This is a genomic window from Thermomonospora echinospora (assembly GCF_900108175.1).
Lineage (GTDB): Bacteria > Actinomycetota > Actinomycetes > Streptosporangiales > Streptosporangiaceae > Thermomonospora > Thermomonospora echinospora.
In genome coordinates this window covers 248,927-275,655 of the sequence record NZ_FNVO01000001.1, presented here as the reverse complement: position 1 = coordinate 275,655, position 26,729 = coordinate 248,927, and the positions used below count along the sequence as shown (strand labels likewise).

General features: G+C 74.1%; 25 protein-coding genes. 5 read left to right on the top strand and 20 right to left on the bottom strand.

Annotated features, from left to right (window positions below; genetic code table 11):
* Nucleotides 1–5 precede the first annotated feature (5 nt).
* The 8 genes from murD to mraZ form a co-directional block, all read right to left on the bottom strand.
* Nucleotides 6–1,430 (bottom strand): UDP-N-acetylmuramoyl-L-alanine--D-glutamate ligase, encoded by a 1,425-nt coding sequence (murD, locus tag C4U03_RS01275; RefSeq protein ID WP_103935729.1) that lies wholly within the window; start codon nt 1,428–1,430, stop codon nt 6–8.
* A complete protein-coding gene (gene mraY / locus C4U03_RS01270; RefSeq protein WP_103935728.1) occupies nt 1,412–2,491 on the bottom strand; it encodes a phospho-N-acetylmuramoyl-pentapeptide-transferase in 1,080 nt (359 codons plus the stop codon). The genes murD and mraY overlap by 19 nt, the downstream gene beginning before the upstream one ends.
* A complete protein-coding gene (locus C4U03_RS01265) occupies nt 2,488–3,921 on the bottom strand; it encodes a UDP-N-acetylmuramoyl-tripeptide--D-alanyl-D-alanine ligase (RefSeq protein WP_103935727.1) in 1,434 nt (477 codons plus the stop codon). The genes mraY and C4U03_RS01265 overlap by 4 nt, the downstream gene beginning before the upstream one ends.
* Nucleotides 3,918–5,462, bottom strand: coding sequence for a UDP-N-acetylmuramoyl-L-alanyl-D-glutamate--2,6-diaminopimelate ligase (locus C4U03_RS01260; RefSeq protein WP_103935726.1), 1,545 nt, complete (start codon nt 5,460–5,462; stop codon nt 3,918–3,920). Before C4U03_RS01260 ends, C4U03_RS01265 begins: the two co-directional genes overlap by 4 nt.
* 85 nt (nt 5,463–5,547) lie before the next feature.
* Nucleotides 5,548–7,287: a peptidoglycan D,D-transpeptidase FtsI family protein gene (locus C4U03_RS01255; protein ID WP_235017556.1), complete on the bottom strand. Its 1,740-nt coding sequence runs from the start codon at nt 7,285–7,287 to the stop codon at nt 5,548–5,550.
* Nucleotides 7,288–7,765: 478 nt separating this feature from the next.
* On the bottom strand, nt 7,766–8,344 hold the full coding sequence (locus C4U03_RS01250) for an FtsB/FtsL family cell division protein (RefSeq protein ID WP_103935724.1): 579 nt from the start codon (nt 8,342–8,344) through the stop codon (nt 7,766–7,768).
* On the bottom strand, nt 8,341–9,345 hold the full coding sequence (rsmH, locus tag C4U03_RS01245; RefSeq protein ID WP_103935723.1) for a 16S rRNA (cytosine(1402)-N(4))-methyltransferase RsmH: 1,005 nt from the start codon (nt 9,343–9,345) through the stop codon (nt 8,341–8,343). Before rsmH ends, C4U03_RS01250 begins: the two co-directional genes overlap by 4 nt.
* A gap of 351 nt (nt 9,346–9,696) precedes the next feature.
* A complete protein-coding gene (mraZ, locus tag C4U03_RS01240) occupies nt 9,697–10,128 on the bottom strand; it encodes a division/cell wall cluster transcriptional repressor MraZ (RefSeq protein ID WP_103935722.1) in 432 nt (143 codons plus the stop codon).
* A 495-nt stretch (nt 10,129–10,623) separates the two neighbouring features.
* Here mraZ and C4U03_RS01235 point away from each other — a divergent pair, with 495 nt between their 5' ends.
* From C4U03_RS01235 to C4U03_RS01225, 3 genes are read left to right on the top strand one after another with little or no spacing between them, the layout of a single operon-like run.
* On the top strand, nt 10,624–11,649 hold the full coding sequence (locus tag C4U03_RS01235) for an AAA family ATPase (protein WP_200826952.1): 1,026 nt from the start codon (nt 10,624–10,626) through the stop codon (nt 11,647–11,649).
* Nucleotides 11,650–11,683: 34 nt separating this feature from the next.
* Entirely contained in the window at nt 11,684–12,952 is a 1,269-nt protein-coding gene (locus C4U03_RS01230) for a DUF58 domain-containing protein (protein ID WP_103935720.1), read from the top strand.
* A 46-nt stretch (nt 12,953–12,998) separates the two neighbouring features.
* Complete coding sequence (locus C4U03_RS01225) at nt 12,999–15,455, top strand: transglutaminaseTgpA domain-containing protein (protein ID WP_103935719.1); 2,457 nt, start codon at nt 12,999–13,001, stop codon at nt 15,453–15,455.
* A gap of 355 nt (nt 15,456–15,810) precedes the next feature.
* On the opposite strand, the gene C4U03_RS01220 is transcribed toward C4U03_RS01225, so the two are convergent.
* From C4U03_RS01220 to C4U03_RS01185, 8 genes are all read right to left on the bottom strand, one after another.
* On the bottom strand, nt 15,811–16,215 hold the full coding sequence (locus C4U03_RS01220) for a DUF3040 domain-containing protein (protein WP_103935718.1): 405 nt from the start codon (nt 16,213–16,215) through the stop codon (nt 15,811–15,813).
* A gap of 145 nt (nt 16,216–16,360) precedes the next feature.
* Nucleotides 16,361–17,638 carry a DNA polymerase IV gene (locus C4U03_RS01215; protein ID WP_103935717.1) on the bottom strand — a complete coding sequence of 426 codons (1,278 nt, stop codon included), beginning with the start codon at nt 17,636–17,638 and terminating at the stop codon, nt 16,361–16,363.
* A 19-nt stretch (nt 17,639–17,657) separates the two neighbouring features.
* Nucleotides 17,658–18,395, bottom strand: a complete 738-nt coding sequence (locus tag C4U03_RS01210; protein WP_103936257.1) for a methyltransferase domain-containing protein — start codon at nt 18,393–18,395, stop codon at nt 17,658–17,660.
* Nucleotides 18,396–18,451: 56 nt separating this feature from the next.
* Entirely contained in the window at nt 18,452–18,868 is a 417-nt protein-coding gene (nusB, locus tag C4U03_RS01205) for a transcription antitermination factor NusB (RefSeq protein WP_103935716.1), read from the bottom strand.
* The gene (gene efp / locus C4U03_RS01200) at nt 18,868–19,425 is read right to left on the bottom strand and encodes an elongation factor P (RefSeq protein WP_103935715.1); all 558 of its coding nucleotides are present in this window, start codon (nt 19,423–19,425) and stop codon (nt 18,868–18,870) included. The genes nusB and efp overlap by 1 nt, the downstream gene beginning before the upstream one ends.
* A gap of 57 nt (nt 19,426–19,482) precedes the next feature.
* Nucleotides 19,483–20,565: a M24 family metallopeptidase gene (locus tag C4U03_RS01195; RefSeq protein WP_103935714.1), complete on the bottom strand. Its 1,083-nt coding sequence runs from the start codon at nt 20,563–20,565 to the stop codon at nt 19,483–19,485.
* A 131-nt stretch (nt 20,566–20,696) separates the two neighbouring features.
* The gene (locus C4U03_RS01190) at nt 20,697–21,743 is read right to left on the bottom strand and encodes an LLM class F420-dependent oxidoreductase (RefSeq protein ID WP_103935713.1); all 1,047 of its coding nucleotides are present in this window, start codon (nt 21,741–21,743) and stop codon (nt 20,697–20,699) included.
* Nucleotides 21,744–21,815: 72 nt separating this feature from the next.
* Nucleotides 21,816–22,478, bottom strand: coding sequence for an enoyl-CoA hydratase-related protein (locus C4U03_RS01185; RefSeq protein WP_103935712.1), 663 nt, complete (start codon nt 22,476–22,478; stop codon nt 21,816–21,818).
* A 129-nt stretch (nt 22,479–22,607) separates the two neighbouring features.
* Here C4U03_RS01185 and C4U03_RS01180 point away from each other — a divergent pair, with 129 nt between their 5' ends.
* Nucleotides 22,608–23,183, top strand: a complete 576-nt coding sequence (locus C4U03_RS01180) for a TetR/AcrR family transcriptional regulator (protein WP_103936256.1) — start codon at nt 22,608–22,610, stop codon at nt 23,181–23,183.
* Between the two features lie 28 nt (nt 23,184–23,211).
* Here C4U03_RS01180 and C4U03_RS01175 read toward each other — a convergent pair whose 3' ends face one another.
* Both C4U03_RS01175 and C4U03_RS01170 read right to left on the bottom strand, forming a co-directional pair.
* Nucleotides 23,212–24,162, bottom strand: a complete 951-nt coding sequence (locus C4U03_RS01175) for a TIGR03621 family F420-dependent LLM class oxidoreductase (protein WP_103935711.1) — start codon at nt 24,160–24,162, stop codon at nt 23,212–23,214.
* Nucleotides 24,163–24,224: 62 nt separating this feature from the next.
* Nucleotides 24,225–24,581, bottom strand: coding sequence for a DUF2834 domain-containing protein (locus C4U03_RS01170; protein WP_103935710.1), 357 nt, complete (start codon nt 24,579–24,581; stop codon nt 24,225–24,227).
* 235 nt (nt 24,582–24,816) lie between these two features.
* Between C4U03_RS01170 and C4U03_RS01165 the strand changes: the two genes are divergently transcribed.
* Entirely contained in the window at nt 24,817–25,080 is a 264-nt protein-coding gene (locus C4U03_RS01165) for a hypothetical protein (RefSeq protein ID WP_103935709.1), read from the top strand.
* A gap of 57 nt (nt 25,081–25,137) precedes the next feature.
* On the opposite strand, the gene aroB is transcribed toward C4U03_RS01165, so the two are convergent.
* Together aroB and C4U03_RS01155 are read right to left on the bottom strand one after the other, a co-directional pair.
* The gene (gene aroB / locus C4U03_RS01160; protein ID WP_103935708.1) at nt 25,138–26,214 is read right to left on the bottom strand and encodes a 3-dehydroquinate synthase; all 1,077 of its coding nucleotides are present in this window, start codon (nt 26,212–26,214) and stop codon (nt 25,138–25,140) included.
* Nucleotides 26,211–26,726: a shikimate kinase gene (locus C4U03_RS01155; protein WP_103935707.1), complete on the bottom strand. Its 516-nt coding sequence runs from the start codon at nt 26,724–26,726 to the stop codon at nt 26,211–26,213. The genes aroB and C4U03_RS01155 overlap by 4 nt, the downstream gene beginning before the upstream one ends.
* Nucleotides 26,727–26,729 lie beyond the last annotated feature (3 nt).

Genomic DNA, 26,729 nt, shown 5'->3' with positions numbered 1-26,729 from the left:
GGCGCCTACCGGGCCGCGTCCGGCGAGCCGGCCGCCGACTCGGCGAGGCGCCGCACCGCGGCGGCGAACGCGTCGCCGCGGGCGCCGTAACTGGCGAACATGTCGAAGGAGGCCCCGGCCGGGGCCAGCAGCACGGTGTCGCCCGGACGGGCCAGGCGGGAGGCTTCGGTCACGACGGTGTCCATCGCCCCAGTGTCGGTGGCGGCGACGTCGACGACCGGGACATCCGGTGCGTGTCGCGCCAGCGCGTCGGCGATCTGGGCGCGGTCGGCCCCGATCAGCACCGCCGCGCGCAGCCGCGGCGCGCACGAGCGCACCAGGTCCTCGACGTCGGCCCCCTTGAGCAGGCCCCCGGCGATCCATACCGCCGACTCGCAGGCCGCCAGCGACGCCGCCGCCGCGTGCGGGTTGGTGGCCTTGGAGTCGTCGACGTAGTCGACCCCGGCCACGGTCGCCACGTGCGCGATGCGGTGCGGGTCGGGCACGAAGGCGCGCAGGCCCTCCCGGACGGCCTCGGGCAGCACCCCGTAGGCGCGGGCCAGCGCGGCAGCGGCCAGCGCGTTGGCGACGTTGTGCGGCGCGAACGGCCGTACGTCGCCCAGCCCGGCCAGCTCCGCCGCCTCGCGGACGGGATCGGCGGTGAACGCCCGGTCCACCAGCAGGTCCTCCACGACGCCGAGCTGCCCCGGTGCGGGAACGCCGAGTGTGAAGCCCACGGTGCGCCGCGCGCCCTCGGCCAGCCGGACGCAGATGGGGTCGTCGGCGTTGACGACGGCGATGGCGCCGGGCGCGTAGATCCTGCCCTTGTCGGCGGCGTAGGCCTCCAGGGAGCCGTGCCAGTCGATGTGGTCGGGCGCCACGTTGAGCACGGCGGCGGCCAGCGGGGCCACGGTGGACGACCAGTGCAGCTGGTAGCTGGACAGCTCCACCGCCAGCACGTCGTAGGAGGGGTCCAGCACCGCCTCCACGATGGGGGTGCCGACGTTGCCGACGGCCAGCGGCCGGTGCCCGGCGGCCCGCAGGACGCACGCCAGCATCCGCACCGCCGTGGTCTTGCCGTTCGTCCCGGTCAGCGCCAGCCACGGGGCCGCGCCCTCCGGACGCAGCCGCCAGGCCAGCTCGACCTCGCCGTAGATCTCGATCCCGGCCGCGGCGGCGGCCGCCGGCAGCGGCGCGTCCGGGCGCCAGCCCGGCGAGACGACGACCAGTTCGGTGCCGGGCGGCAGCGTGCCGCCGTCGCCCAGCCGCACCGTCACGCCGTGCGCCGCCAGTGCGGCGGCCTGCTCACGGGCGGCCTCGTCGTCGCGGGCGTCCACCACGGTGACCCGGGCGCCCCGCTCGGCCAGCACCCGGGCCGCCGCCCGGCCCGACACGCCCAGCCCGGCGACGCAGACCGCCGAATCCTTCCAGTTCACCCCTTGGGCATCCATTCCAGGTAGAACAGTCCGACACCGACCGCCACGAACAACGCCGACATCAGCCAGAACCGCACGACGATCGTCGTCTCGGCCCAGCCGGACAGCTCGAAGTGGTGCTGCAGCGGGGCCATCTTGAACACCCGTTTCCCGGTGCCCTTCAGTTTGAACGTCACCCGGAACACACTGACCTGGATCATCACCGACAGGGTGATCATCACGATCAGGCCGGCCAGGATCGCCAGCAGGAACTGGGTGCGGGTCAGGATGGCCAGGCCCACCAGCACGCCGCCCAGCGCCAGCGAGCCGGTGTCGCCCATGAAGACCTTGGCGGGCGGGGCGTTCCACCACAGGAAGCCGAACACGCCGCCGAGCACCGCGGCGGCGACCACCGCCAGGTCCAGCGGGTCGCGCACGCTGTAGCAGTTGGGTGCCAGCCCGTCGTTGAAGCAGCTGTTGCGCAGCTGCCAGTTGCCGATGATCACGTAGGCGGCCAGCACCATGGCGGCCGGCCCGGCGGCCAGGCCGTCCAGCCCGTCGGTCAGGTTGACCCCGTTGGAGACCGCGGCGATCAGCAGCAGCGCCCACAGCACGAACAGGTAGGGGCCGATCGAGGGGCCGAAGTCGCGCAGGAACGACAGCCGGTCGCTGGCCGGGGTGACGTCGTAGCCGTTGGGGAAGTTCAGCGCGCCGATCGCGAAGACCACGCCGACCAGGATGATGCCGATCATCTTGGCGCCGCTGCGCAGGCCCAGGCTGCGCTGCTTGAACACCTTGATGTAGTCGTCGACGAAGCCGACCAGGCCCAGCCCGGTCATCAGCAGCAGCACCAGCGCGCCGGACACCGTCGGGGGGGTCTGCGTGAAGATGTGCGCGGCGGCGTAGCCGGCCAGCGAGCCGACGATGAAGACCGCGCCGCCCATGGTGGGGGTGCCGCGCTTGCCGTGGTGCGCGGACGGGCCCTCCTCCCGGATCATCTGGCCGTAGCCCAGGCGGCGGACGATGCGGATCCACACCGGGGTCCCCACCATGCCGATGAACAGCGCGACCGCCGCGGCCAGGATGATGTTCTTCACCGGTCGGCACCCCCATCGGCGCCGCGCCCGCCGGCGGCCGCCAGCAGCCCCTGGGCGACCCGCTCCATCCCGGCGACACGAGAGCCCTTCACCAGCACGACGTCCCGCGGCCGCAGCCGCTCGCTGAGCGCGGTCACCGCCGCGCCGACGTCATCCACCTGTACGCACTCTCCCGTCCATGACCCCACCTGCCTGGCCCCGTCGAGCAGCGGGGCCGCCGCGGCGCCCACGGCCACCAGCCCGGCGAATCCGCTGCGCGCGACATGCTGCCCGATCTTCTCGTGTTCCGCCACAGAACGGGCACCGAGTTCGGCCATCTCGCCCAGGGCGGCGAACGCCCGGCCCTCCCCGCCGGCGGCCCGCGCCATGTGCGCGACCGCGTCGAGAGCGGCGCGCATCGACTCGGGGTTGGCGTTGTAGGCGTCGTTGACGATCGTGACCCCGTCGGGCCGCTCCTCGACCTCCATCCGCCACCGGCTGACCGGGCCGGCCTGCGACAGCGCCGCGGCGATCGCCTCCGGCGCCATCCCGGCCCGTAGCGCCACCGCAGCGGCGGCCAGCGCGTTGCCGACCGCGTGCGAGCCGTGCAGCCGCAGCGCGACCGGGACGGCGCCCTGCGGGGTGACCAGCGTGAAGCGGGCCCGGCCGCGGTCGTCCAGGGACTCGTCGACGGCGCGCACGTCGGCGTCGGCCGCCCGGCCGAAGGTGACGACCTCGGCGTCGGTGCGGGCGGCCATCGCGCGCACCAGCGGGTCGTCGGCGTTGAGCACGGCGGCGCCGTCCGGCGGCAGCGCCTCCACCAGCTCGCCCTTGGCCTTGGCGATCATCTCCCGGCCGCCGAACTCGCCGATGTGGGCGCTGCCGACGTTCAGCACCGCGCCGATGCGCGGCGGCGCGATCCGGCACAGGTAGGCGATGTGCCCGACGCCCCGGGCGCCCATCTCCAGCACCAGGTGCCGGGTGCCGGAGTCGGCGCGCAGCACCGTCAGCGGGTGGCCGATCTCGTTGTTGAACGACCCCTTGGCGGCGACCGTGGGGCCATGGCGCTCCAGCACCTGCGCGATCAGGTCCTTGGTGGAGGTCTTGCCGGCCGAGCCGGTGACCCCGACGACGGTGACCTGCGGCAGGCGCGCCAGCACCCCGCGGGCCAGCCCGCCGAGCGCGGCCACGGCGTCGTCCACGACCACGGCAGGCAGCCCGGGGTCGTCCAGGGGGCGTTCGGCCAGCACCCCGGCGGCGCCGGCGGCCACCGCCGCGGCGGCGAAGTGGCGGCCGTCGGCGCGCTCCCCGCGCAGCGCCACGAACAGCGCGCCGGGGGTGACGGCCCGCGAGTCGATGACGACCGGGCCGGCGGCCACCACGCCGCCCGCGCCCGGCGCGACCTCGCCTCCCGTGATCTGCGCGATCTCCGTCAGCGCGAGTGGGATCACCGCTGGGCCACGTCCCTTCCGTCCGTTGCGGCCATCAGCCGGCGCAGCTCGGCGCGGACGACCTCGCGGTCGTCGAACGGCAGGACCCGGCCGGCCACGTACTGTCCCTGCTCGTGGCCCTTGCCCGCGACGACGACCACGTCGCCGGGCCGGGCCCGGCCGAGCGCCAGCGCGATCGCCGCGGCGCGGTCGGGCTCGACCACCAGGTGCGCCCGCTCTGCCTGCGGCACCTTGAGCACGCCCTCGACCATAGCGGCGATAATCGCCAGGGAGTCCTCCGACCTGGGATTGTCGTCGGTGAACACCGCCACATCCGCCAGCCGGGCCGCCGCCTCGCCCATCAGCGGCCGTTTGCCGCGGTCGCGGTCGCCGCCGCAGCCGAGCACCACGATCAGCCGTCCGGCGGTGACCTCGCGCAGGGAGGTCAGCACCGCCTCCACGGCGCCGGGCTTGTGCGAGTAGTCGACCAGGGCGGCGAAGTCCTGCCCCTCCTCCACCGGCTCCAGGCGGCCCGGCACGCCGGTCAGCGAGCCGACCCCGCGCACCGCGGTAGGCAGCCCGATCCCGGCCTCCACCAGCGCCACGATCGCGGCCAGCGCGTTGGCGACGTTGAACGGGCCGGCCAGCCGGATGGAGACGTCGGCCTCGATGCCGCCGGGGCCCACCACCCGGAAGACGCTGCCGTCGGCGCCCAGCCGGACGTCCTCGGCGCGCCAGTCGGCCGACGGGTCGCCGGCGGCCGAGAAGGTGGTCAGCGGCACCTGGGCGGTCCGCACCAGCTCGCGGCCGTAGCCGTCGTCGACGTTGACGACGCCGACCCGGCTGTAGGCGGGGGTGAACAGCTTCGCCTTGGCGGCGAAGTAGTCCTGCATGGTGGGGTGGTAGTCCAGATGGTCCTGGGACAGATTGGTGAAGATCGCCACCTCGTAGAAGGCGCCGCCGACCCGGCCCTGGTCCAGGGCGTGGCTGGAGACCTCCATGGCCCCGGCGCCCACGCCCGCCTCCCGCATCCTGGCGAAGATCGCGTGCAGGTCGGTGGCCTCGGGGGTGGTCAGCGCGCTGGGCAGCCTGGTGTCGCCGATGCGCATCTCCACGGTGCCGATCACCGCGGTGTCCACCCCGGCGGCGCGCAGCCCGGCCTCCAGCAGGTAGACGGTGGTGGTCTTGCCGCTGGTGCCGGTCACCCCGATCAGGGTCAGGTCGCGCGCCGGATCCCCGTACACCCAGGACGCGGCCTCGCCCAGCCGGGCCCGGGGGTCGTCGGTGACCAGCACGGGCAGGCCGGTGGCGGCGGCCCGCTCGCGGCCGCCCGGATCAGTCCAGATCGCCACGGCGCCGGCCGCCGCGGCCTGGGCGGCGAAGTCGGCGCCGTGCGCGCGGGCACCGGGCAGCGCGGCGTACAGGTCGCCCGGCAGCACCTGCCGGGAGTCATGGGTGATGCCCGTCACTGCGGTTCTGGCCAGGCCGGGCCCGTCCGTCTCGGCGGACAGCAGCTCGGCCAGCCCGGACAGCGGGCGGGCGGGATTGGTCGTCGGGCGCATCACGGTTCTTTCGCGGCGGGACAGGGGCCGGCGTGACCGTCCGCGGCACGGCGCGAACGTCACTCGCTCACCGTACCGATCGCGGTCAGTCGCGGGCGTAGATATCGATCTTCGGTGGCACTCCCCCGGTGGGCGGGATCTTCCGGGTCTTCAGCGCGAAGGCCATCACGTCCCGGAAGACCGGCGCGGCCACGTCGCCACCATAGTGGCTCCCCCGGGTGGGCTTCTGCACGACCACCTGGACCACCAGTTGCGGATCGTCGGCCGGGGCGAACCCGGCGAACGAGGAGGTGTAGCCACCGCCCTTGTAGCAGCCGCAGGCGGGGTTGGCGATCTCGGCGGTGCCGGTCTTGCCGGCCACCCGGTAGCCGGGGATGCGGGCCTTGGGGGCGGTGCCCTCGTCGGTGGTGGCGCCCTCCAGCATGCGAATGATCTCCTGGGCCGTCCGGTCGCTGATCACCCGCCGCTGCGCGGGCGGCGGCGCGGCGGTGAAGACGCCGTCGGGACCGGTGGTGCCGGCGATCAGGTGGGGCGTGACACGGACCCCGCCGTTGGCGATGGTGGCGTACACGCTGGCCATCTGCAGCGCGTTCACCGAGACGGTCTGGCCGAAGGAGATCGGGTAGCGGTCGGTGCCCGACCACTTGGACGGCGGGCTGAGCAGCCCCACGCTCTCGCCCGGCAGGCCCACCCCGGTGCGCTCGCCGAACCCGAACGCCCGCAGGTAGTCGTACAGCGTCTGGGCGGTGATGTGCTCGCTGGCCAGGATGGTGCCGACGTTGCTGGACTTGGCCAGCACCCCGGCGAAGGTCAGCCGTTCGGTCGGGTGCGGGCTGGAGTCGTGGAACGTCCGGTCGTAGCGCTGGATCCGGTCCGGCACCCGGAACGGGGTCTGCGGGGTCACCCCGCCCTTCTCCAGCACGGCGGCGGCGGTGATGACCTTGTTGGTGCTGCCCGGCTCGTAGGCGTCCTGGATGACCGGGTTGCCCCAGTCGGCGGGCTTGGACCGGCCGTAGTGGTTGGGGTCGTAGCCGGGGGTGGTGGCCATGGCCAGGATCTGGCCGGTGCGCGGGTCCATCACGATGACGCTGCCGCTGTGCGCGCCGGTGGCCCTGACCTGCTCCTCGATCGCCTCCTGGGCCTTGGCCTGCAGGTCGCGCAGCAGGGTCAGGCGCACGCCCTTGCCGGGCACCGGCGGGCGCTTGCTGTCCTCGCCCATCGGGATGTGCTGGCCGGTGGGGCTGATCTCCACCCGCTGCCAGCCGTCCACCCCGGCCAGCTCGGAGTTCATGGCCGATTCCAGCCCGGCGCCACCCCGTCCCTCGTGGTTCACGAAACCTATGACGCCGGCGGCCAGCCGGTCGTTGGGGTAGATCCGCCGGTACTCGCGGAGCGTGTCGATGCCGGTCAGGCGCAGCGCCTCGACCATCCGGCCCTGGTCGGGGGTGATGCCCCGGGCCAGGTAGACGAACCGGCTGTCGGGGGTGCTGATCTTCTTGAGCAGCTGGTCGGGGTTCAGGCCCAGCATCGGCGCCAGCGCCGCCACGACCTTCGGCCGCTGCCCGTCCTTGATCATGTACGGGTCGGCGAACACCGCACGGGCCTCGACCGTCTTGGCCAGCGGGTGGCCGTGCGCGTCGGTGATGTCGCCGCGCACCGCGGGCAGTTCCAGCTTGTGCAGCCGCTGCTTGAGGGCCCGCGCGGTGTAGACGTCGGACTCGATGGTCTGCAATTGCACCAGCCGTCCAGCGAACAGCGACAGCACGAACGCGATGACCAGCAGCCCGGCGTTCAGCCGCCGCAGCGGGTCGCTGCGCCGGAACACCAGGCGGGGCCGCCGGGGACCCCCGCCGCCGGGCGGGCGGCGGCGGGCCGGCCGGGCGGACCGGCCGCCGGAGGAGCCGCGGGCGGGCCGGGTGGCCGGTGCCGCCGGGCGGCCGGGCGGCTGCGACGTCCGGCCGGCCGTGCCAGGCCGACGCCTGCCGGACGCCGGGGGGGCGGTCTGCCGCTCCTTCGGCTCCTTCGGCGCGGGACGCCCGCCCTTGCCGGGCTCGGGCGCCGGTCCGCGCTGCGCCGACCGCGCGTCCGGCCTGCCGCCGCGCTCGCCCCTGCCGCCCCGATCGGTCTTCCCGCGGTCGCCCGACGGGCGTGGCGGGGTGCCAGACGGGCGGGCGGGCCGGCGCCCGGGCGCGCGCGCCGCGCCCGGGCCGCTGTTCCCCCGGCCCTGCGGGGAGCCCCTACGGCCCGGCGGGGGCCCGGCCGGGCCCCTTCCCCTCCGGGTCGTCATGATCCTCCCCCGGCGGTCACGGCCGTGTCGCCGCCGGGATCACGCCGTCGCCGGGAATGAGCGCGCCGGGCACCCCGAGGGCGCCCGCGGCCCCGGCGGCCGCCGCCGCGTCGTGCGGGACGGGCTGTGCCGCGCCGCCCACCACCCGGCGGGTGTGCGGGTCGACGAAGGCGACCGGGGCGGACGGCTCCATGCCGAGGTTCTCGGCCTTGCGCGCCAGCCGCTCGGGGGACTCCTCGCGGGCGATGTCGCTCTCCAGCGCCTGCCGTTCCTGGTCGAGCAGCTTGACGCTGCGCTGCAGCCGGGTCAGCTCGAAGGCGTCCTGGGCGAGCACCGTGTTCAGCAGCAGCAGGCTGACCAGGGCGCCGCTGAGCAGCGCGACGATCAGCAGCACGAACGGCGTCCGCGGCGGCGCGGACGGCCGCCGGACCGGCCCCGCGGGGCGGACCCGGTCGGTGTCCTCGGCCCGGCCGGGCCCGCCCGGGCGGACCGGCGGATCGGCGGGCCGCCCACCGGCGGAACGCCGCGGGACCGCCCTGCGAGATCGGGCCGGGCGCTCGGCCGGTCGCGACCGGGAGCCGGTGGTCGTGGTCATGCCGTACCTCCTGGGCCGGTGACCGGTTCGCGGATCCGCTCGGCCGCGCGCAGGCGGACCGAGGCGGCGCGCGGGTTGGCCGCGATCTCCTCGTCGGTGGGCAGCTCGGCGCCCCGGGTCAGCAGCCGGAACCGCGGCTGCCGGTCGGGCAGCGGGACGGGCAGCCCGGGCGGGGTGGTATCGGTGCTGTGCTCGGCCAGCACCCGTTTGGTGATGCGGTCCTCCAGCGAGTGGTACGACAGCACCACCACCCGGCCGCCGACGGGCAGCGCGTCGAGGGCGGCCGGCAGTGCCCGCCGCCAGATCGTCAGCTCGCCGTTGACCTCGATGCGCAGCGCCTGGAAGGTCCGCTTGGCGGGGTTGCCGCCGGTCCGGCGGGTCGCCGCCGGGATAGCGGCGCGCACCAGTTCGGCCAGTCGCGCGGTCGAGCGCAGCGGCTCGCGTGCGCGCTCGCGCTCGATCGCGGCGGCGATGCGCCGGGCGTACCGTTCCTCGCCGTACTCCCGCAGGATGCGGGCCAGTTCCTCGGCCGGGTAGCCGTTGACCACCTCGGCGGCGGTCAGGCTCTGCGTCGGGTCCATCCGCATGTCCAGCGGAGCGTCGTAGGAGTAGGCGAAGCCGCGCTCGCCCTCGTCCAGCTGGGGGGAGGAGACGCCGAGGTCGAACAGGACCGCGTCGGCGTGCGGCTCGCCCAGGTCGGCCAGCACCCGGGGAAGCTCGTCGTAGACGGCGTGCACCAGCGTGATCCGCTCGGCGAAGCGCTCCAGCCGGCGGGCGGAGCGCTCCAGCGCGGAGGGGTCGCGGTCCAGGCCGATCAGGCGCAGCCGGGGGTGCGCCTGCAGCATGGCCTCGGCATGGCCGCCCAGGCCCAGGGTGGCGTCGACGTAGACGGGGTCGCGTCCGGGAGGGACGGACTCGACGGCAGGGGCGAGCAGTGACAGAACGCGGTCGAGCAGCACCGGTATGTGACCGGCCTGCGGCGCGGAAACTCTGTCGTGCATCGGATTCACCCCCTTGTGACGCCACGTCGGTCAACGGTGCCGGATGCGGCACGCGCAGGCGACCGTTCGTGGTGGTGTGTCGCCGGTCCGCTCTCTACCTGCCGCCACGGGATTCAAACCATCGTTCGAATCACAGGGCGCGGGATCTGCGAAGATCCCTGCGGCAGCCCCCGAGAGCCGGCCGCCTCGTCCGGCCAGGTCCCCATCCGCTGCCCTGTGAGGAAGTCCACCGCGTTGCCGCGGGGAGACAGTGCCACCTGACACCGGGGAAGCTGCGTCAGCTGGCCGGAGAGCGGGTGGAGACCTGGCCGAACGTCGGCCGTACCGGTCCTCGGACCGGCGCGTGAATGCTCAAAGGACCCCTGGCATCACCTCCTCCGACAGATCGGCGAAGGCGGGTTCCTCGGCCTCCAGGTAGGACTCCCAGGCCTGGGCGTCCCAGATCTCCAGGCGAGTGTTGGCCCCGATGACGACGCAGTCGCGTGTCAGCCCGGCGTAGGCGCGCAGCGGCGGCGGTATGGTGATGCGCCCCTGCTTGTCGGGGGCCTCGTCGGACGCGCTGGCGAAGAAGACCCGGCTGTAGGCCCGCAGGGCCCGGTCGGTGACCGGCGCGGTGCGCAGGGCCTCAGTGATCCGCTGGAACTCCGCCATGGGGAAGACGTAGAGGCAGCGCTCCTGGCCCTTCGTGATCACCAATCCCCCCGACAGCTCCTCGCGGTATTTCGCCGGCAGGAACAGCCGTCCCTTCTCGTCGAGGCGCGGAGTGTGGGTGCCCAGAAACACCGGCCCACCTCCCCGCGCCGCGTAGGGCGCGACCGGCCCCCACGGCGCTCCACTCTACTCCACTCCTCCCCACCGTCAACTGTCAAAACCCACGTTTCATTGCGTCCCACGCGACAAACCCGCAGGTCAGAATGGTGGGGTGGAATGGAGCGCCGCGGGGGGCCGCCAGCGCGTCGCAGCGGACGTGTTACCGCCGCACGGCGGCCTCCCGCATTCCCGTGGTGCGCCGGGAACACGGAGTGGGGCGAAGTGGCGGATCCGGATGCGGCGATGCGCGGAACAAAACGGACAAGTCGCCGATGATGTGGCGATCCCCATGGAGCGGCAGAATGGTGATCCCGCCCGCGGTGCGCGAACGTCGCGGCGGGAGGACCGGACCACGTACTGTCGTTAAGGCAGACAAAACATGCGCACCGCCTCGCAGGAGACCACGCCCGGGCCGCCGGCCCCCGTACCGTGGTCGGCGCCGCGACCGGAGGTGGCTGAGGAGGGTTTGTGGCAATAGGGACGCACGGCGAGTCATCTGTGAACCCCCCGGTACCCGCCCGCGGAGCGTCCCGAGACGGCGGCCCCGGACTGAGCGGCCTCGCGCAGGTGGCGACCAAGATCCGCGACGCCGTGGAGTCGGTCATCGAGGGCAAGCCCCGGGCGGTCCGGCTGGCGCTGACGGTGCTGCTGGCCGAGGGACACCTGCTGATCGAGGACGTGCCCGGGGTGGGCAAGACGATGCTGGCCAAGGCGTTGGCGCGGTCCATCGACTGCTCGGTGCGCCGGGTGCAGTTCACCCCCGACCTGCTGCCCGGCGACATCACCGGGGTGAGCGCCTACAACCAGGAGCTGCGCGAGTTCGAGTTCAAGCCCGGCCCGGTGTTCGCCAACCTCGTGGTCGGCGACGAGGTCAACCGGGCCTCGCCCAAGACTCAGTCCGCCCTGCTGGAGTGCATGGAGGAGCGGCAGGTCACGGTGGACGGCACCACGTATCCGCTGGAGCCGCCGTTCATGGTGATCGCCACCCAGAACCCGGTGGAGATGGAGGGCACCTACCCCCTGCCGGAGGCGCAGCGCGACCGGTTCACCGCCCGGATCTCGATGGGCTATCCCGACCCGTCCGCCGAGCTGGAGATGCTCGACGTGCACGGGCAGTCCTCGCCGCTGGACCGGCTCACCCCGGTGGCCGACGCCCACGACGTACGCGCCCTGATCGACGTCGTGCGCCGGGTGCACGTGGCGCCGGGAGTGCGGCAGTACGCCGTCGACCTGATCACCGCCACCCGCAGGCATCCGGACCTACGGCTGGGCGCCTCGCCCCGGGCGACGCTGCAGCTGGTGCGGGCGGCCCGCGCCTACGCCGCGCTCGACGACCGCGATTACGTGGTGCCCGACGACCTGCAGGCGCTGGCCGTCCCGGTGCTGGCGCACCGGCTGCTGCCGACGGCCGAGGCGCAGGTGGAGCGGCGGATGCCCGAGCAGGTGGTGGCCGCCCTGGTGGACCGGCTGCCGGTGCCCGGCCCGGGCCGCTGACCCCGCCCGCCGGCCTGCGACGGAAGAACCGGACGTGAAGAGGACACTGGGCGGTCTGACCACCCGTGGACGGTCCTTCGTGGCCGCCGGGGTGACCGCGATCGTGTGCGCGTTCGCGCTCGGCGAGCGGGACCTGCTGCGCGCCGGGGTGCTGGTACTGGCGCTGCCGCTGCTGTCGTCGCTGGTGGTCTCGCGGACCCGCTACCGGCTGGCCTGCGCCCGCCGGTTGGACCCGCCGCGGCTGTCGGTGGGGCACGAGGCCCGGGTGGACCTGCGGCTGGAGAACGTCTCGCGGCTGCCCGGCGGGTTGCTGCTGGTGGAGGACAGGGTGCCCTACACCCTCGGCGGGCGGGCCAGGTTCGTGCTCGACCGGATTGAGCCGCACGGCTCGCGCGAGCTGAGCTACCGGGTGCGCTCCGACGTGCGCGGCCGCTACCAGGTGGGGCCGCTGACGGTGCGGCTGGCCGACCCGTTCGGGCTGGTGGAGCTGGTGCGCTCGTTCAGCCTGGCGGACCGACTGACCGTCACGCCGCCGCTGGTGGAGCTGCCGCCCGGCCGGCTGATGGGCGGCTGGACCGGCGGCGGGGACAGCCTGGCCCGCACGGTGGCCAACGCGGGCGAGGACGACGTGGCGCCCCGGGAGTACCGGCACGGCGACGACCTGCGGCGGGTGCACTGGCGGGCGACCGCGCGCCGCGGTGAGCTGATGGTGCGCCGCGAGGAGCGGCACTGGCAGAGCAGCGGCACTCTGTTCCTGGACACCCGCCGCCACGCCTACGCCGGGGAGGGGCCGGCGGGCTCGTTCGAGCAGGCGGTGTCGATCGCCGCCTCGCTGGGCGTGCATCTGAGCCGGGCCGGGATGGGGCTGCGGTTCGTCACCGACGCCGGGCAGGTGCTGTCGCCGTCGGCCGCCTTCGAGGGCGCGCTGCTGGACGCCCTCGCCGTGGTGCATCCCTCCACGGTGCGGTCGCTGACCCCGGGCCTGGCGGCGATGGGCGGCGCGGCCGGTCCCGGCCGGGAGGGCGAGGGGCTGGTCATCGCGGTGTTCGGCGTGCTGGACGCCCAGGAGGCGCAGGCCCTGGCGGCCGCCCGGCGCGGGACCTCGACGTACGTGGCGATCCTGGTGGACCCCCGGGCTGACCCGGCCGCGGGGGGCGGCGCCGGCGGCGGGACGGGCAGGACGGCGCGGCTGCTGCGCGCCGCCGGATGGCGGGTCGCGGTGGTCGGCTCGGCCGCCGGGCTGGCCGCCGCCTGGACGGCTGCCGACCAGGCGGCCGAGGAGTCGGCCCGGGGCAGGTCATGAGACCGCGGGCCGCACGGAGGACGGGGCCGAGGAGCGGGAGCCGGTCATGCGCGTACGCCTGACGATCGTCGCCGCCATGGCGACGCTGCTGAGCTCGATCGGGCTCTATCCCCTGTTCGAGGGGACCGGGTGGGTCTGGTCCGGGTCGGGCGCCATCCTGGTGGTCGCGGTGGCGGGCGCGCTGTCGCGCCGGTTCCGGCTGCCGTCGGCGGCCGGCCCGGTGGTGGCGCTGGCCGCCCTGCTGTTGTACTTCACCGTGCGGTACGCCCCGGGGCAGGCGCTGCTGGGGATCGTGCCCACTCCCGGCTCGCTGGACCGGCTGCGGGAACTGGCCGGTGACGGCTGGACGGCGGCCAACCGGTACGCGGCGCCGGTCCCGCCGGGCGCCGGCATCGAGCTGCTGGCCACGCTGGGCATCGCCGCGGTGGCCGTCATGGTGGACCTGCTGGCGGTGCGGCTGCGCCGGGCCGCCCCGGCCGGGCTGCCGCTGCTGGCGCTGTACAGCGTGCCCGCCGCGATCCGCGAGGAGAGCCTGAGCTGGGTGGCGTTCGCGCTGGGCGCCGCCGGGTTCCTGGGGCTGCTGCTGGCCGACTCCCGCGAGCAGGTCGGCTCCTGGGGTCGTGCGGTGTCGGGCCGCCGCTTGACTGACGAGGCTCCAGGGGAACGGCCCCGGGCGCGCACGCTGATGGCGACCGGACGGCGGCTGGGGCTGGCCGCGGTGACGATCGCGGTGACGGTGCCCACAGTGGTACCGGGGGTGCATCCGCGCGGGCCGCTCGCATTGGGCGGAGGCGGCGGGCAGGGCGGCTCGCAGACGGTGACCACCCCCGACCCGATGGTCAGTCTGAAGCGGGAGCTGACCCGGCAGAGCGACCAGGTCGTGCTGACCTACCGCACCGACGACCCGGCCCCTGACTACCTGCGGCTGTACGCGCTGGACCGGTTCGACGGCGACCGCTGGATCTACAGCCCGTTGCAGAGCTCGCCGCGCGACCGGGTCGCCGGGCGCAACCTGCCGTCCCCACCCGGCCTGCTGACCGCCCGCAGCCGTGCGGTGACCACCCGGATCTCGGTGGCCGACCGGGTGCGGAACATGACGTTCCTGCCCGCCCCGTACGCGCCGTCCACGGTGTCGATCGAGGGCGACTGGCGGGTGGACGGGCCGTCGCTGATGATCTACTCGCTGCGGGAGAGCGCCGCCGGCCGCGACTACACGGTCACCAGCGTGCGTACCGAGCCCTCCCCCGACCAGCTGGCCCGGGCCGGCTCCCCCGGCCTGGAGGTGATGCACCAGCACACCCGGCTGCCGGCGGACATCCCGCCACAGCTGCGGCGGCTGGCCGACCAGGTGACCGCCGGGGCCAGGTCGCCGTACGAGCAGGCGCTGAAGCTACAGCGGTGGTTCACCGAGACCGGCGGGTTCGTCTACGACACGACCACGACGGCGCCCCGGGGGACCTCCGACCTGGTGGACTTCCTGCAGGGCAGCAAGCGGGGCTACTGCGAGCAGTTCGCGGCGTCGATGGCGATGATGGCCCGGATGCTGGGCATCCCGGCCCGGGTCGCCATGGGCTACACCTCCGGGTCGCGGGGCACCGGCGACGAGTGGGTGGTCCGCTCCCGCGACGCGCACGCCTGGCCGGAACTGTACTTCGAGGGCGCCGGCTGGATGCGCTTCGAGCCGACCCCATCCGGGCCCACCGGACAGGGCAGCGCCACCGTCCCCTCCTACACCAGGGAGGACGCGGACGGAGAGCAGCGGACGCAGCAGGGCGAACAGACCGCCGACTCGCCGTCCCCGTCCGGCGCCGAGGAGTCCCCGACCCCGGGCCGCGGCCCCGACCGGCGGACCGACAACGGCGACACCTCGGCCGCGCCGGACCTGGAGGCCGGCTCCGAGAACGGCCCACCGGTCGGCTGGATCGCCGCCGTCCCGCTGGTCCTGCTGATCCTGGCGGCCCCGATGGCGGCCCGGCTGCTGGCCCGGCGGCGGCGCTGGTCCCAGGTGGCGGTGCCGCGTCCGGCGCCCGGCGGGCGGCCTGGCCCGGCCTCCGGCGGCCGGGTCCCGTACGGACCGCCGCCCGCCACCGATCCGGCCGGCGCTGCGCACGCCGCCTGGCGGGAGCTGCGCGCCGACGCCATCGACCACGGCCTGACCTGGCGGGCCGCCGACAGTCCGCGCGCCACCGCACGCCGGCTGGCCGAGTCGCTGGAACCCGGCTCACCGGCCGTCGCCGCGCTGGAGCGCATCGCCAGGGCCGAGGAGCGGGCGCGTTACGCCCCGGCCCCCGGCCCCGCCGACACGCTGCGCGAGGACGTCAGGACCGTCCGGGAGGCGTTCGGGGCGGCCGTGAACCGGCGTGCCCGCTGGCGTGCACGCCTGGCGCCGCCCTCGACGATGGAGAGCTTCCGGAAGACCGGCTCGCGGGCCCTGGACGTGCTCGACCGCCTCAACGCCACACGCCTGCGCGCCTTCCTACACCGCCTTACCCGCCGCCCCTGACCCCTGGCACCCGGCCTCTGGCACCCGTGCCCGGCCGGGCGACGGCCGCTCCCCGCCGTACGGGACATACGACGGCCGCTCCCTGCCATACCGGCCATGCGGTGGCCGCGCCGCCCGCCCTCACCTCGGAGACGAAGCCTCCCGGGGACGACCGTCGCGTCCGGCGGTGATGTCATGGGGCGCGGCCGGGTGACGAGGTGCCGGCGGCAGGTGGCGGTGGCCTTCGGGCATGCACGGCTTGCGGGAGGACCGGTGTGCATGCTGCGGCCGACCCCGGAGGGGACGGCCGGGATGCGGGCGGTCGGGTGGGGTCATCCGGTCGGCCGGCCGCGGGGCGAGCTGCCGGCCGGCCGGATCACTGGCCTTCGGTGCGCCGGCGCCAGCGCTCCTCCATGCGCTCCATGAAGCTCGCGCGGGCGGGACGGCGAGCGCCGCCCTGACGCGGGCGGGTCGCCGACTCGGCCTCGGCGCCGACCCCGGTCATCCGCTTCCAGCTGGTCAGGCCCCACACACAGGCGACGACCATGAGCAGGAACCCGGTCACGCTGACCACGATCGTCGTGGTGCCGGCGTTGATGACCAGACCCGTCATCAACACCACCACGCCCAGCACGAAGCCGAGGACCGCCTTGACGATCCGGCGCTTGTAGTGCACCTGGGGATCCTTGGCACGGACGGCGTGCGCGAACTTCGGATCCTCGGCGTACAACGCCCGCTCGATCTGGTCGAGCAGACGCTGCTCGTGCTCAGAGAGCGGCACGGCGCCTCCCAACAACAGCCCCGCATCGGGGATTCCGATGACGGACGGAGAACTCAACGGTGATATGCCCACAATACGAGGCCCCACGAGTGTTCGAAAGGAAACGTCCACCGCCGGACCCCCGCCGGTCGTCCCAGCAGGTGCTTCATGCTCCCCGGTCCCGATCGTCGCCACCGTCCCCCCGGTCGCCGTGGTCGTGGCGCGGGTCGACGAGCGCGGCCGGGCGCACGGCCCCCCTGCCGAACCTGCGGGTGACCTGGTCCATTGCCCGTTCGGCCTCCCGCCAGCCGTTTTCCGGCTCGTCCAAGGCCGGCTGGCGGGGCGTCCGCCCGGCCGGGACGAGGTTCTCCACACGCACGCCCACCAGGCGCAGTCGTACCCCGTGCAGCCCGGCCGCCGCGTAGAGCTCGCATGCTGTGATATAGATCACACGAGATAGGTCGGTGGGTTCGCGCAGGGTGCGGGCCCGGGTGAAGGTGCGGAACTCGGCCGTCCGCAGCTTGACGCTGATCGTCCGGCCGGCCTGCCCGGCGGCCCGCAGCCGGGCCCCGACCCGCTCCGACAGCCGCAGCAGCTCGCGCCGGATCCGCTCGGGATCGCCGATGTCGCGCTCGAAGGTCTCCTCGGCGCCGATGCTCTTGTCGGGCGCGGAGGGGGTCACCGGCCGGGGGTCGCGGCCCCACGCCAGCTCGTGCAGGTGGTCGCCCAGCGCGTTGCCCAGCTCGCGGCGCAGGGCGTCGGGCGGGAAGCGCGCCAGGTCGCCCACGGTCTTCAGGCCGAGACGGCGCAGCTGTTCCTCGGTGCGCTCGCCCACCCCCCACAGCGCGGCCACCGGCAGCGGATGCAGGAAGTCCACCGTCCTGTCGGCGGGCACCACCAGCAGACCGTCGGGTTTGCAGCGGGTGGAGGCCAGCTTGGCCAGGAACTTGGTGCTCGCCACCCCGACCGAGCAGGTGATGCCCTGCTGCTCGGCCACCTGCTCGCGGATCAGCCCGCCGATCCGGGCCGGGCGGCCCAGCAGCCGGCGCGCCCCGGAGACGTCCAGGAACGCCTCGTCCAGGGCCAGCGGCTCGACCAGCGGGGTGATCGAGCGGAAGATCTCCATCACCGCGGCCGAGACCCGGGCGTAGACCCCGTGCCGGGGCGGCAGCACCACCGCCCGCGGGCACAGCCGCCGGGCCCGGCTCATCGGCATCGCCGAGTGCACCCCGAACGCGCGGGCCTCGTAGGAGGCGGCGGCCACCACCCCGCGCCCGCCGGTCCCGCCCACGATCACCGGGCGGCCGCGCAGGTCGGGACGCTCCAGCAGCTCCACGCTGACGAAGAAGGCGTCCATGTCGACGTGCAGGATGCCGCAGCCGGTGTCGTCGGCGGGCGGTCCCGGCGGCGGGCCCGGCCGGTGCAGTTGCTGCTTGCGGCTCACCCGGAAGAGGGTACTTGGGCTACTTGCGGGCCAGCAGGTGCAGCTGGGTGGCCAGGTCGCGCAGCACCGGGTGGACGGCCGCGGCCGTCTCCAGCGCGATCAGCGACTCGACGGCCTCCGGGTCGCCGTCCAGCACCCCGCCGGGCACCAGGTCGGCGAAGATCCGGGCGCCGTGCAGCTCGGCCACCCGCAGCCCGGCCCCGGTGGCCAGCTCCGTCAGCGTCTGGCGGGTGAACCGCAGCGGGACCGGATCCCGCTCGCCCCACCGGCCGGCCGGGTCGGCCAGCGCCCGGCGGGCGTCGTCGAAGTGGCCGGCCACGGCGCGGTGCAGCACGGTGGCGAGCCGGCCGGCGACCAGCACGCTGACCGCTCCGCCGGGGCGGACCGTCCCGGCCAGGGCGGCCATCGCGGCGGCGGGGTCGTCGGTGTACTCCAGCACGCTGTGGCACAGCACCAGGTCGGCCTGGCCGGGGCCGATCAGGTCCGGCAGGTCGCCGGCGTCGCCCTGCACGGAGTCGACGGCGACGCCCGCTTCGGCGGCGCGGCGCTCCAGCGCGGCCAGCGCGTCCGGGCTGGCGTCCACCACCGTCACCCGGTGCCCCAGCCCGGCCAGCGGGACGGCGAAGCCGCCGGTGCCGCCACCGGCGTCGATCACGTCCAGGCTTCGGCCGGTCGCCCGGGCCAGCTCGTCCACCGTGCGGCGCAGCGCATCCCACACCACGGCGGTGCGCACCCGCCCGGTTCCCCGGGTACCCATGATCGCGCCTCCGGCGCCACGGATCGTGTCGGTCACCAGACCACCCTAGACCGCCGCTACAGGGACAGGGACGGCTTGAGCTCCTGCAGCCGCGCCAGCAGCCCGTTGACGAACCGGGGGGACTCGTCGGTGGACAGCTCGGTGGCCAGCGCCACCGCCTCGGAGACCGCCACGCCATCGGGCACGTCGTCGACCCACAGCAGCTCGTAGGCGCCCAGCCGCAGCAGGTTGCGGTCGACGGCCGGCATCCGGTCCAGGCTCCAGCCGGTGGCGTAGGTGGCCAGCAGCTCGTCGATCCGCTCGCGGTGCTCCTGCACGCCCTCGATCAGCCGAACCGCGTGCTCGCGCGCCGCGATCTCGTCGGTGTTGGGACGGCCGCGCTGGGCCAGCAGGTCGGTCGGCCGTTCCCCGCGCAGCTCGGCGGCGTACAGGATGTCCAGGGCGAGCTTGCGCGCCTTGGTGCGAGCGGCCATCAGGCCCGGCCGAGGTACTCGCCGGAGCGGGTGTCGACCTTCACCTTCTCGCCGGTGGTGATGAACAGCGGCACCTGGATCTCGGCCCCGGTCTCCAGCGTGGCGGGCTTGCTGCCACCGGTGGAGCGGTCGCCCTGCAGGCCGGGCTCGGTGTGGGTGACCTCCAGCACCACCGCGGCGGGCAGCTCGACGTACAGCGGGTTGTCATTGTTGAACGCGATGACCGCGTTCTGCTCGGGCAGCAGGTAGTCGGCCGCGTCGCCCACGACGGTGCCCGGGATGTGCGGCTGGTCGTAGGTCTCGGTGTCCATGAAGACGAAGTCCTCGCCCTCGCGGTACAGGTACTGCATCTCCCGCTTGTCGACGCTGGCGACGTCGACCTTGGTGCCGGCGTTGAAGGTCTTGTCGACGACCTTGCCGGAGAGCACGTTCTTGAGCTTGGTGCGCACGAACGCGCCACCCTTGCCGGGCTTGACGTGCTGGAACTCCAGTACGGTCCACAGCTGGCCGTCGAGGTTCAGCGTCATGCCGTTTTTCAGGTCGTTCGTGGTGGCCACGGTGCTTCTCCCGGTCGCGATCCGCCCGCGCGGCCCGGGCCGCGCGGGCGGCCGGGGTCACACGACGAGCAGGTCCTTGGTCGTCTTGGTGAGGATCTCGGGCCCGTCCGCCCGGACCACCAGGGTGTCCTCGATACGGACTCCGCCCCGGCCCGTGAGGTACACCCCGGGCTCGATGGTGATCGGAACCCGGTCCATCAGTCTACCGGTCTTGTCGTACCCCATGAGCGGTGCCTCGTGGATCTCCAGGCCGACGCCGTGCCCGAGCCCGTGCGGGAAGTCCGCGCCGTGCCCGGCCCCGTCGATGACGGCACGGGCGGCGGCGTCGACGGCTTTGGTCTCGGTGCCGGGACAGGCGGCCGCCACCCCGGCCCGCTGCGCCGCGGCGACCAGTTCGTACAGGTCGCGCTGCCAGCCGGCGACCCGGCCGACCGCGACGGTCCGGGTCATGTCGGCGTGGTAGCCGCCGCACCGGGCGCCGAAGTCCATGGTGAGCAGGTCGCCCTCGGCGAGCGGGCGGTCGCCGGGACGGTGGTGCGGGACGGCTCCGTTGGGCCCGGCGGCGACGATGGACGCGAAGGCGGGCTCGTCGGCCCCCAGGTCCACCATCCGCCGCTCCAGCCCGACGGCGATCTCCCGTTCGGTGACCCCGGGCCGGATCAGCGGCAGGACGGCCTCGAACGCCTCGTCGGTGATGGCGCACGCCCGCCGCAGCAGGGCGATCTCCTGCTCGTCCTTGACCATGCGCAGGCTCTCGACCCGGCGACCGAACGGGATCGTGACCAGCCGCTCGCCGCCGGCGGCGAGCAGCTCGGCGTGCCGCTCGACGGTGAGGTCGTGGGCCTCGAAGGCCAGCAGGCGGGCCCCGGCGGCCGCGGCCCGCTGGGTCAGCACCCGAGCGGTGCCGCGGTCGATGACGGTCTCCAGGTCGGGGCAGACCGCGGCGGCGGTGCCCGCGTACCGGGCGTCGGTGGCCAGCAGGGCGGTCCCGTCGGCGCGGATCAGCAGCGCGGCGTTGGAACTGGCCAGCCCGGTCAGGTACCGCACGTTCACCAGCCGGGTGATCAGGGCGGCCTCTGCGCCCGTCTCGGCCACCAGCCCGGCCAGCCGCTTCCTGCGCTCAATGTGGAGGTCAGCCATGGGGACGGACTCTACGCCTGCGGCGGCTGGGCGCCGCAGGCGGGCCGGGCATGAGCGGCCCGCCCGACTCTTCCCGGCCCGGCCGCGCCGCCGTGACCGGGCGGGTCGCGGCGGCGCGGCGGGCGTCCGGGTCACACTTCGGCGGCCAGCTCCTTGACCTTCTCGATCAGGGCGAGGCGGGCCTTGTGGTCGCCGGCGATCGGAGTCACGTTGAGCGTGGTGATCCCCGACTCCTTCATGGCGGCCAGCCGCTCCTTGACGTGCGCCTCCGGTCCGATGAGGGACATGTTGCGCAGCAGCTCGAACGGCACCTTGGCGGCGGCCTCGTCCTTCTTGCCGGCCAGGTAGAGGTCCTGGATCTCCTCGGCCTCCTTCTCCCAGCCGTAGCGGCGGCACAGGTCGTTGTAGAAGTTCTTGCCCTTGGCGCCCATGCCACCGACGTACAGGGCGACCATCGGGCGGCCGAACTCCAGGAAGCCCTCGACGTCCTCGCCGATGGCCAGCGGGGCCTGGCCGACGACGTCCAGCTCGCCCAGGGCCGGGTCGCGCTTGGCTTTCCCGGCGGCCAGCGAGTCGCCCCACACCGCGGCGGCCTTCTCCGGCAGGTAGAAGATGGGCTGCCAGCCCTCGGCGATCTCGGCGGCCAGCTCGACGTTCTTGGGGCCGATGGCGGCGATCTGCACCGGGATGCGGTCGCGGACCGGGTGGTTGATCAGCTTCAGCGGCTTGCCCAGCCCGGTGCCCTGCTCGGCGGGCAGCGGAAGCCGGTAGTGCTTGCCGTCGTACTGGACGCGCTCGCGCCTCCAGACCTGCCGGCAGATCTCGATGACCTCGCGGGTGCGGCCCAGCGGGGCGTGGTAGGGCAGCCCGTGGAAGCCCTCGATCACCTGGGGGCCGGAGGCGCCGAGCCCGAGGGTGAAGCGCCCGTCGGAGACGTAGTCCAGCCCGGCGGCGGTCATCGCCAGCAGGGTGGGGGTCCGCGTGTAGACCGGCAGGATGCCGGAGGCGATCTCCAGGCGGTCCGTCTTGGCCGCGATGTAGCCCAGCTGGCTGACGGCGTCGAAGCTGTAGGCTTCGGCGACGAAGACGATGTCCAGGCCGGCCTTCTCGTAGTCGGCCAGTGCCTCGACCGTCTCCTTGAAACCGCCCGCGTAGCTCAGTGGCATCCCGATGCGCATCCGGTTCCCCTTCTCGGTGTCAACCGAATCAAGTTCAGTATGTGACGACGAGCGTAGCCTGCCGGGACCGGATCACAGCACCGGCCCCCGTAGCGCCGCCAGCGCCGGGCCGTACAGGTCGGTGCGGATCCGGGCGACCACCCGGCCGTCCTTGCCCGCCAGGCCGGCGGCGCGCGCCACCGCGGCCGGCAGCACCTCCTCCTCGGGCGCGGCCTGCGCCACGATCCCGGCGGCCAGCGCCTCCTCGGCGGTGTACCGGCGACCGGTGATCATCGCCTCGTGCGCGGTGACCCTGGGCAGCCTGGCGCGGATCAGCGCGTTCATGCCCGGGGTGAAGCTCATGCCCAGATCGACCTCAGGCAGGCAGAAGTAGCCCCGGCCGGTGCGCATCACCGCGAAGTCGTGGGTCAGCGCGAGCATGCCGCCGCCGGCGAAGGCGTGGCCGTTGATGGCCGCCACGGTGGGCATCGGCAGCGCCAGCAGCCGGGCGAACATCTCGTGGACACGGCCCAGGTAACTCTCGAACTGGTCGGAGTGGGCGCCCAGCCAGTCCAGGTCCAGCCCATTGGAGTAGAACCTGCCGGCTCCGACGGTGACTAGGGCGCGCGGCCCCTCGGCCTTCTCCACGGTGTCGAGGGCGGCCTGCACGGCGTCCAGGAAGCCGGGGCTGAAGCGGTTCTCGCCCTCGTCGAGGCGCAGGACGAACACGTCCCCGTCGCGCTGCAGGTCGATCACGCCGGTTCTCCTTCCGGTGGGCGGTCGAGATGACCTTACTCACCGGTAGCCATGAGCGGCCAGTGCGCTCCTATGACGACCATCATACTCGAAACGAACTCCATATGATGAATGTCATAATCGATGACCATGGCAACCGACAGCCGGGAGCGCATGGTGCGCAGCGCCGCCTACCTGTTCCGCGAGCGCGGTTACAGCGGGACAGGCTTCCGCGACGTCATCGCGCACAGCGGGGCGCCGCGCGGGTCGATCTACCACCACTTCCCCGGCGGCAAGGTGCAGCTCGCCCAGGAGGCGGTCCGCTACGCCGGGGAGTTCCTGAACGCCGGCATCGAGGCGGCCGTGGAGGGCGGCGACCCGGCGGCCGCCGTGGACGCCTTCGTCGGCTGGTGGCGGACGGTGCTGGTCCGCAGCGAGTTCCGGGCCGGCTGCCCGGTCGTGGCGGTCACCGTGGAGTCCCACGACGAGGCGCCGCAGCTCGCCGACGCCGCGGCGGCGGTGTTCGCCCGCTGGCAGGACACCCTCGCCACCGGCCTGGGCAACTCGGGCGTCCCCGACGACCGGGCCGCCCGCCTGGCCAGACTGATCGTGGCCGCCGTAGAGGGCGCCACCATCCTGTGCCGGGCGCACCGGGACGTGCGGCCGCTCGACGACGTCGTCACCGAGCTCAAGGAGCTGACCCGCGACGCCGCCGAGGACGCCTGACCCGGCCTCGGACGGCGCCTCCGGACGCTCAGCGGCCTGTCAGCAGACCGACCACCGGGGCGAAGTCCTCCATCGCCGAATCGGCGACGACGTAGTAGGAGAAGCCATACCGCTCCCGCCGCCCGGCCATCTGCTCGGCCATGTGCTCGGGCGGACCGACGAACTGGGAGGGCATCCGCGGGATCAGGTCCACCGCCTCCGGCGGCCACCCGCGCCGGGCGGCCGCGGCCTCGGCCCCTCGGCGCGGGTGGCCGGCGAACGTAGGTGAGACGAGCATGCTCAGCTCGACGCTGGGCCACCGCTTCCCCGCGCCCCGGCGGACCTGGACGAGCTGGGCGTCCACCGCCTCGGGCAGCCGCTCGGCGAAGCCACCGGCAATCGTCCCGCCGGGCCGCGCGGGCGGCAGCACCCCGACAATGTCGGCCTCCCGGCCGGCCAGCCGCAACATGCGCGGGCTGCCCGCGCCCACCAGGATCGGCGGGCGCCGGGCCGGCCGGGGGAACGTGGACAGGCCATGGACCCGGTAGTGGTCGCCGGTGAACGTCACCTCCTCGCCCGCCAGCAGGCCCTTGATGACGTGCAACGCCTCGGCCAGACGGTCCACCCGCGTTCCTGGCGGGTCGAACGGCAGGCCCGCCCGCTCGTACTCCTCGCGGAGCCAGCCGGCGCCGAGTCCCAGCTCCAGTCGGCCGCCGGACAGCCGGTCGAGCGTGGCCGCCTCCTTGGCCAGCATCACGGGGTGCCGGTAGTCGTTGGCGAGCACCAGCGTCCCCACGCGCAGCGCCCGTGTCGCGCAGGCCGCGGCGGTGAGCGCGACCATGGGTGCGAGCTGGTCGCCAAACGGCTCGCGCACGAAGTGGTCGCGGACGTTCAAGGTGGCGTAGCCGAGCTCCTCGGCCCGCCGCGCCGTGCGTACCAGGTCCTCGGCGGTGCGCGCCGACTCCACGACCACGCCGAACCGGAAGGGCCGCACGCCCATGACCGTCCACCTCCGAGGACCCGGCTTCCCGACGGCCTCATCCTGGCCGCCGGGCACGGGCGTCACCGGCGGGTTTCGGACCGCAGTTCGGCGAGGCGGCGCTGCCGGGCGATGAGGAAGAGCGGGAACGTGACGCTGATGGCGATGACCAGCGCACCCACGACGTAGGCCCAGACGTGCCGGACGCCCAGCCGCCTCGCCTCGACCACCATCAGCACCACCGCGGCGAGCGCGACGAACACCACGTCGTTGGACAGCGACGCCGCCGCCGGGTTGGCCCAGGCGTCCCGGAGGAAGCCGGCGAGCCCGCCGTTGTCGTCCCGCGCGAAGAAACGGATGTTCTGGGACCAGGTGGCGATCAGCGCACCGACGGCGACGGCCGCGTAGATCCCGCACAGAATCCTGTCCTGCCGTTGCATTGCGCGAGCGTACTCGGCCACGGCCCGGCGGTGAAGACGGCTCCGGGGGCGTCCGCGTCACACAAATCCTCGTCCGCCGGGGCCGGTTCCGGCGGGATCACTCGTTTCCGCCGCTCAGAGCAATGGCGGGGGAAAAGCGCCCAGGATGCGCGAGCCGCGGCGGCAGACGGGAAAACAAGGTGTGGCCGCACCACCTCGCGCATCGGAAACGACATATACCCCAAAAGGAGACATCGTGCTCAAGCGACTGGCAACGGTCGGCGTTCTGACCGCAACCGCAAGCGGCATGATCATGGGCGCCGTACCCGCGATGGCCGGCGACAGCGCCCCCGACTCGGGCAGGTCCAGGAAGCACCAGAAGTCCCCCAGGAACAACTGCACGAACTTCGGCGAGAACAGGAGGCTGTGGCACAGCCTCGAAGCCTTCGAATTCCACAACTTCGTGGTCGGGAACGGCCACCACGTGGGTATCACCAACAACAGGTGCAAGCAGGGTTGAACCCGGCACGGCCGGCGTTCCACCGGCGAAGGCGGGCCGTTCGGTGTCGGGGCACGCCTACCGGGCGATCGCCTGGTAGGCGGCGGCCAGCAGGTCGTCGGCGGGGCCTTCCAGGCGGCCGGGATCGGCCAGGCCGTCCAGGACGACGAAGCGCAGCGTCGCACCCCGCGCCTTCTTGTCGACGCGCATGCCCTCGCGCAGCACGGGCCAGGCGGCGGCCGGGTAGCCGGTCGGCAGCCCGACCGAGGTGAGGACAGCGCGGTGCCGGTCGACGACCTCGGCGGGCAGCCGCCCGGTCAGCCGGCCCAGCTCGGCGGCGTAGACCATGCCGATGGCGACCGCGTGGCCGTGCCGGAAGCGGTACTCCTCGGCCTTCTCGATCGCGTGCGCCAGGGTGTGACCGTAGTTGAGGATCTCGCGCAGCCCGCTCTCGCGCAGGTCGGCCGAGACCACCTCGGCCTTGACCCGCACGGCCCGCTCGACCAGTTCGCGGGTGTGCCGGCCAGCGGGCGAGGCGGCGCCCTGCGGATCGTCCTCGACCAGTTCCAGGATCTTCGGGTCGGCGATGAACCCGGCCTTGATGACCTCGGCGAGACCGCTGACGTAGTCCTCACGCGGCATGGTGGTCAGGGTGGTCAGCTCGCACAGCACCCCGGCCGGGGGGTGGAAGGCCCCGACAAGGTTCTTACCCTCGGGGATGTTGATGCCGGTCTTGCCGCCGACCGCCGCGTCCACCATGCCCAGCAGGGTGGTGGGGACAAGCACCGCCTTGACCCCGCGCAGCCAGGAGGCGGCGGCGAACCCGGCCAGGTCGGTGGTGGCGCCGCCGCCGACCCCGACGACCGCGTCGGAGCGGGTGATGCCCAGGCGGGCGAAGTCCGACCACAGGCCGGCCAGCACACCGACCTCCTTGGCCGCCTCGCCGTCGGGCACCGGCAGCGCGTGCACGGTGTACCCGGCCTGCTCCAGCGCCTTGCAGACCGGCCCGGCGATCTCCGGCAGGCCCGCGTTGTGCACCACGGCCACGGTGCGGACCCGTGCGCCGAGCAGGCCGGGCAGCTCGTCCAGCACCCCCGGGCCGATGACGACCTCGTACGGGCTGTCGCCGTGCACGGCGATCCTGGTGGCGGTCATCGGGCCCGCTCCTGCAGGGTCTCGGCGAGCTCGGCGGCCAGGTCCGCGGGCTCCCGGCCGTCGGTGGTCACCGCGATCACCGCCAGCCGCTCGTAGATGGGCAGCCGCTCCTCCATCAGCGTGCGCAGCTGGCTGCGCGGGTTGAGCACCAGCAGCGGCCGGGCCGCGGCCAGGCCGACCCGCTTGACCGCGTCCGACAGGCCCACCCGTAGGTAGACCACGGTGTGCCCGGCCAGCAGCCGCTGGGTTCCGGCGTCTAGGATCGAGCCGCCGCCCAGCGCCAGGACGCCCTCGTGCTCGGCCAGCGCGGCGGCCACCGCCGCCCGCTCCAGGCCGCGGAAGTGCTCCTCGCCGTCGTCGACGAAGATCTCGCCGATCGGCTTGCCCGCCACGGCCTCCACGTCGGCGTCGGTGTCGCGGAACGGCAGGTCCAGCCGCTCGGCCAGCGCCCGGCCGACCGTGGTCTTGCCCGAGCCCGGCGGGCCGATCAACACGGCCACAGGTCGCTTCATTGG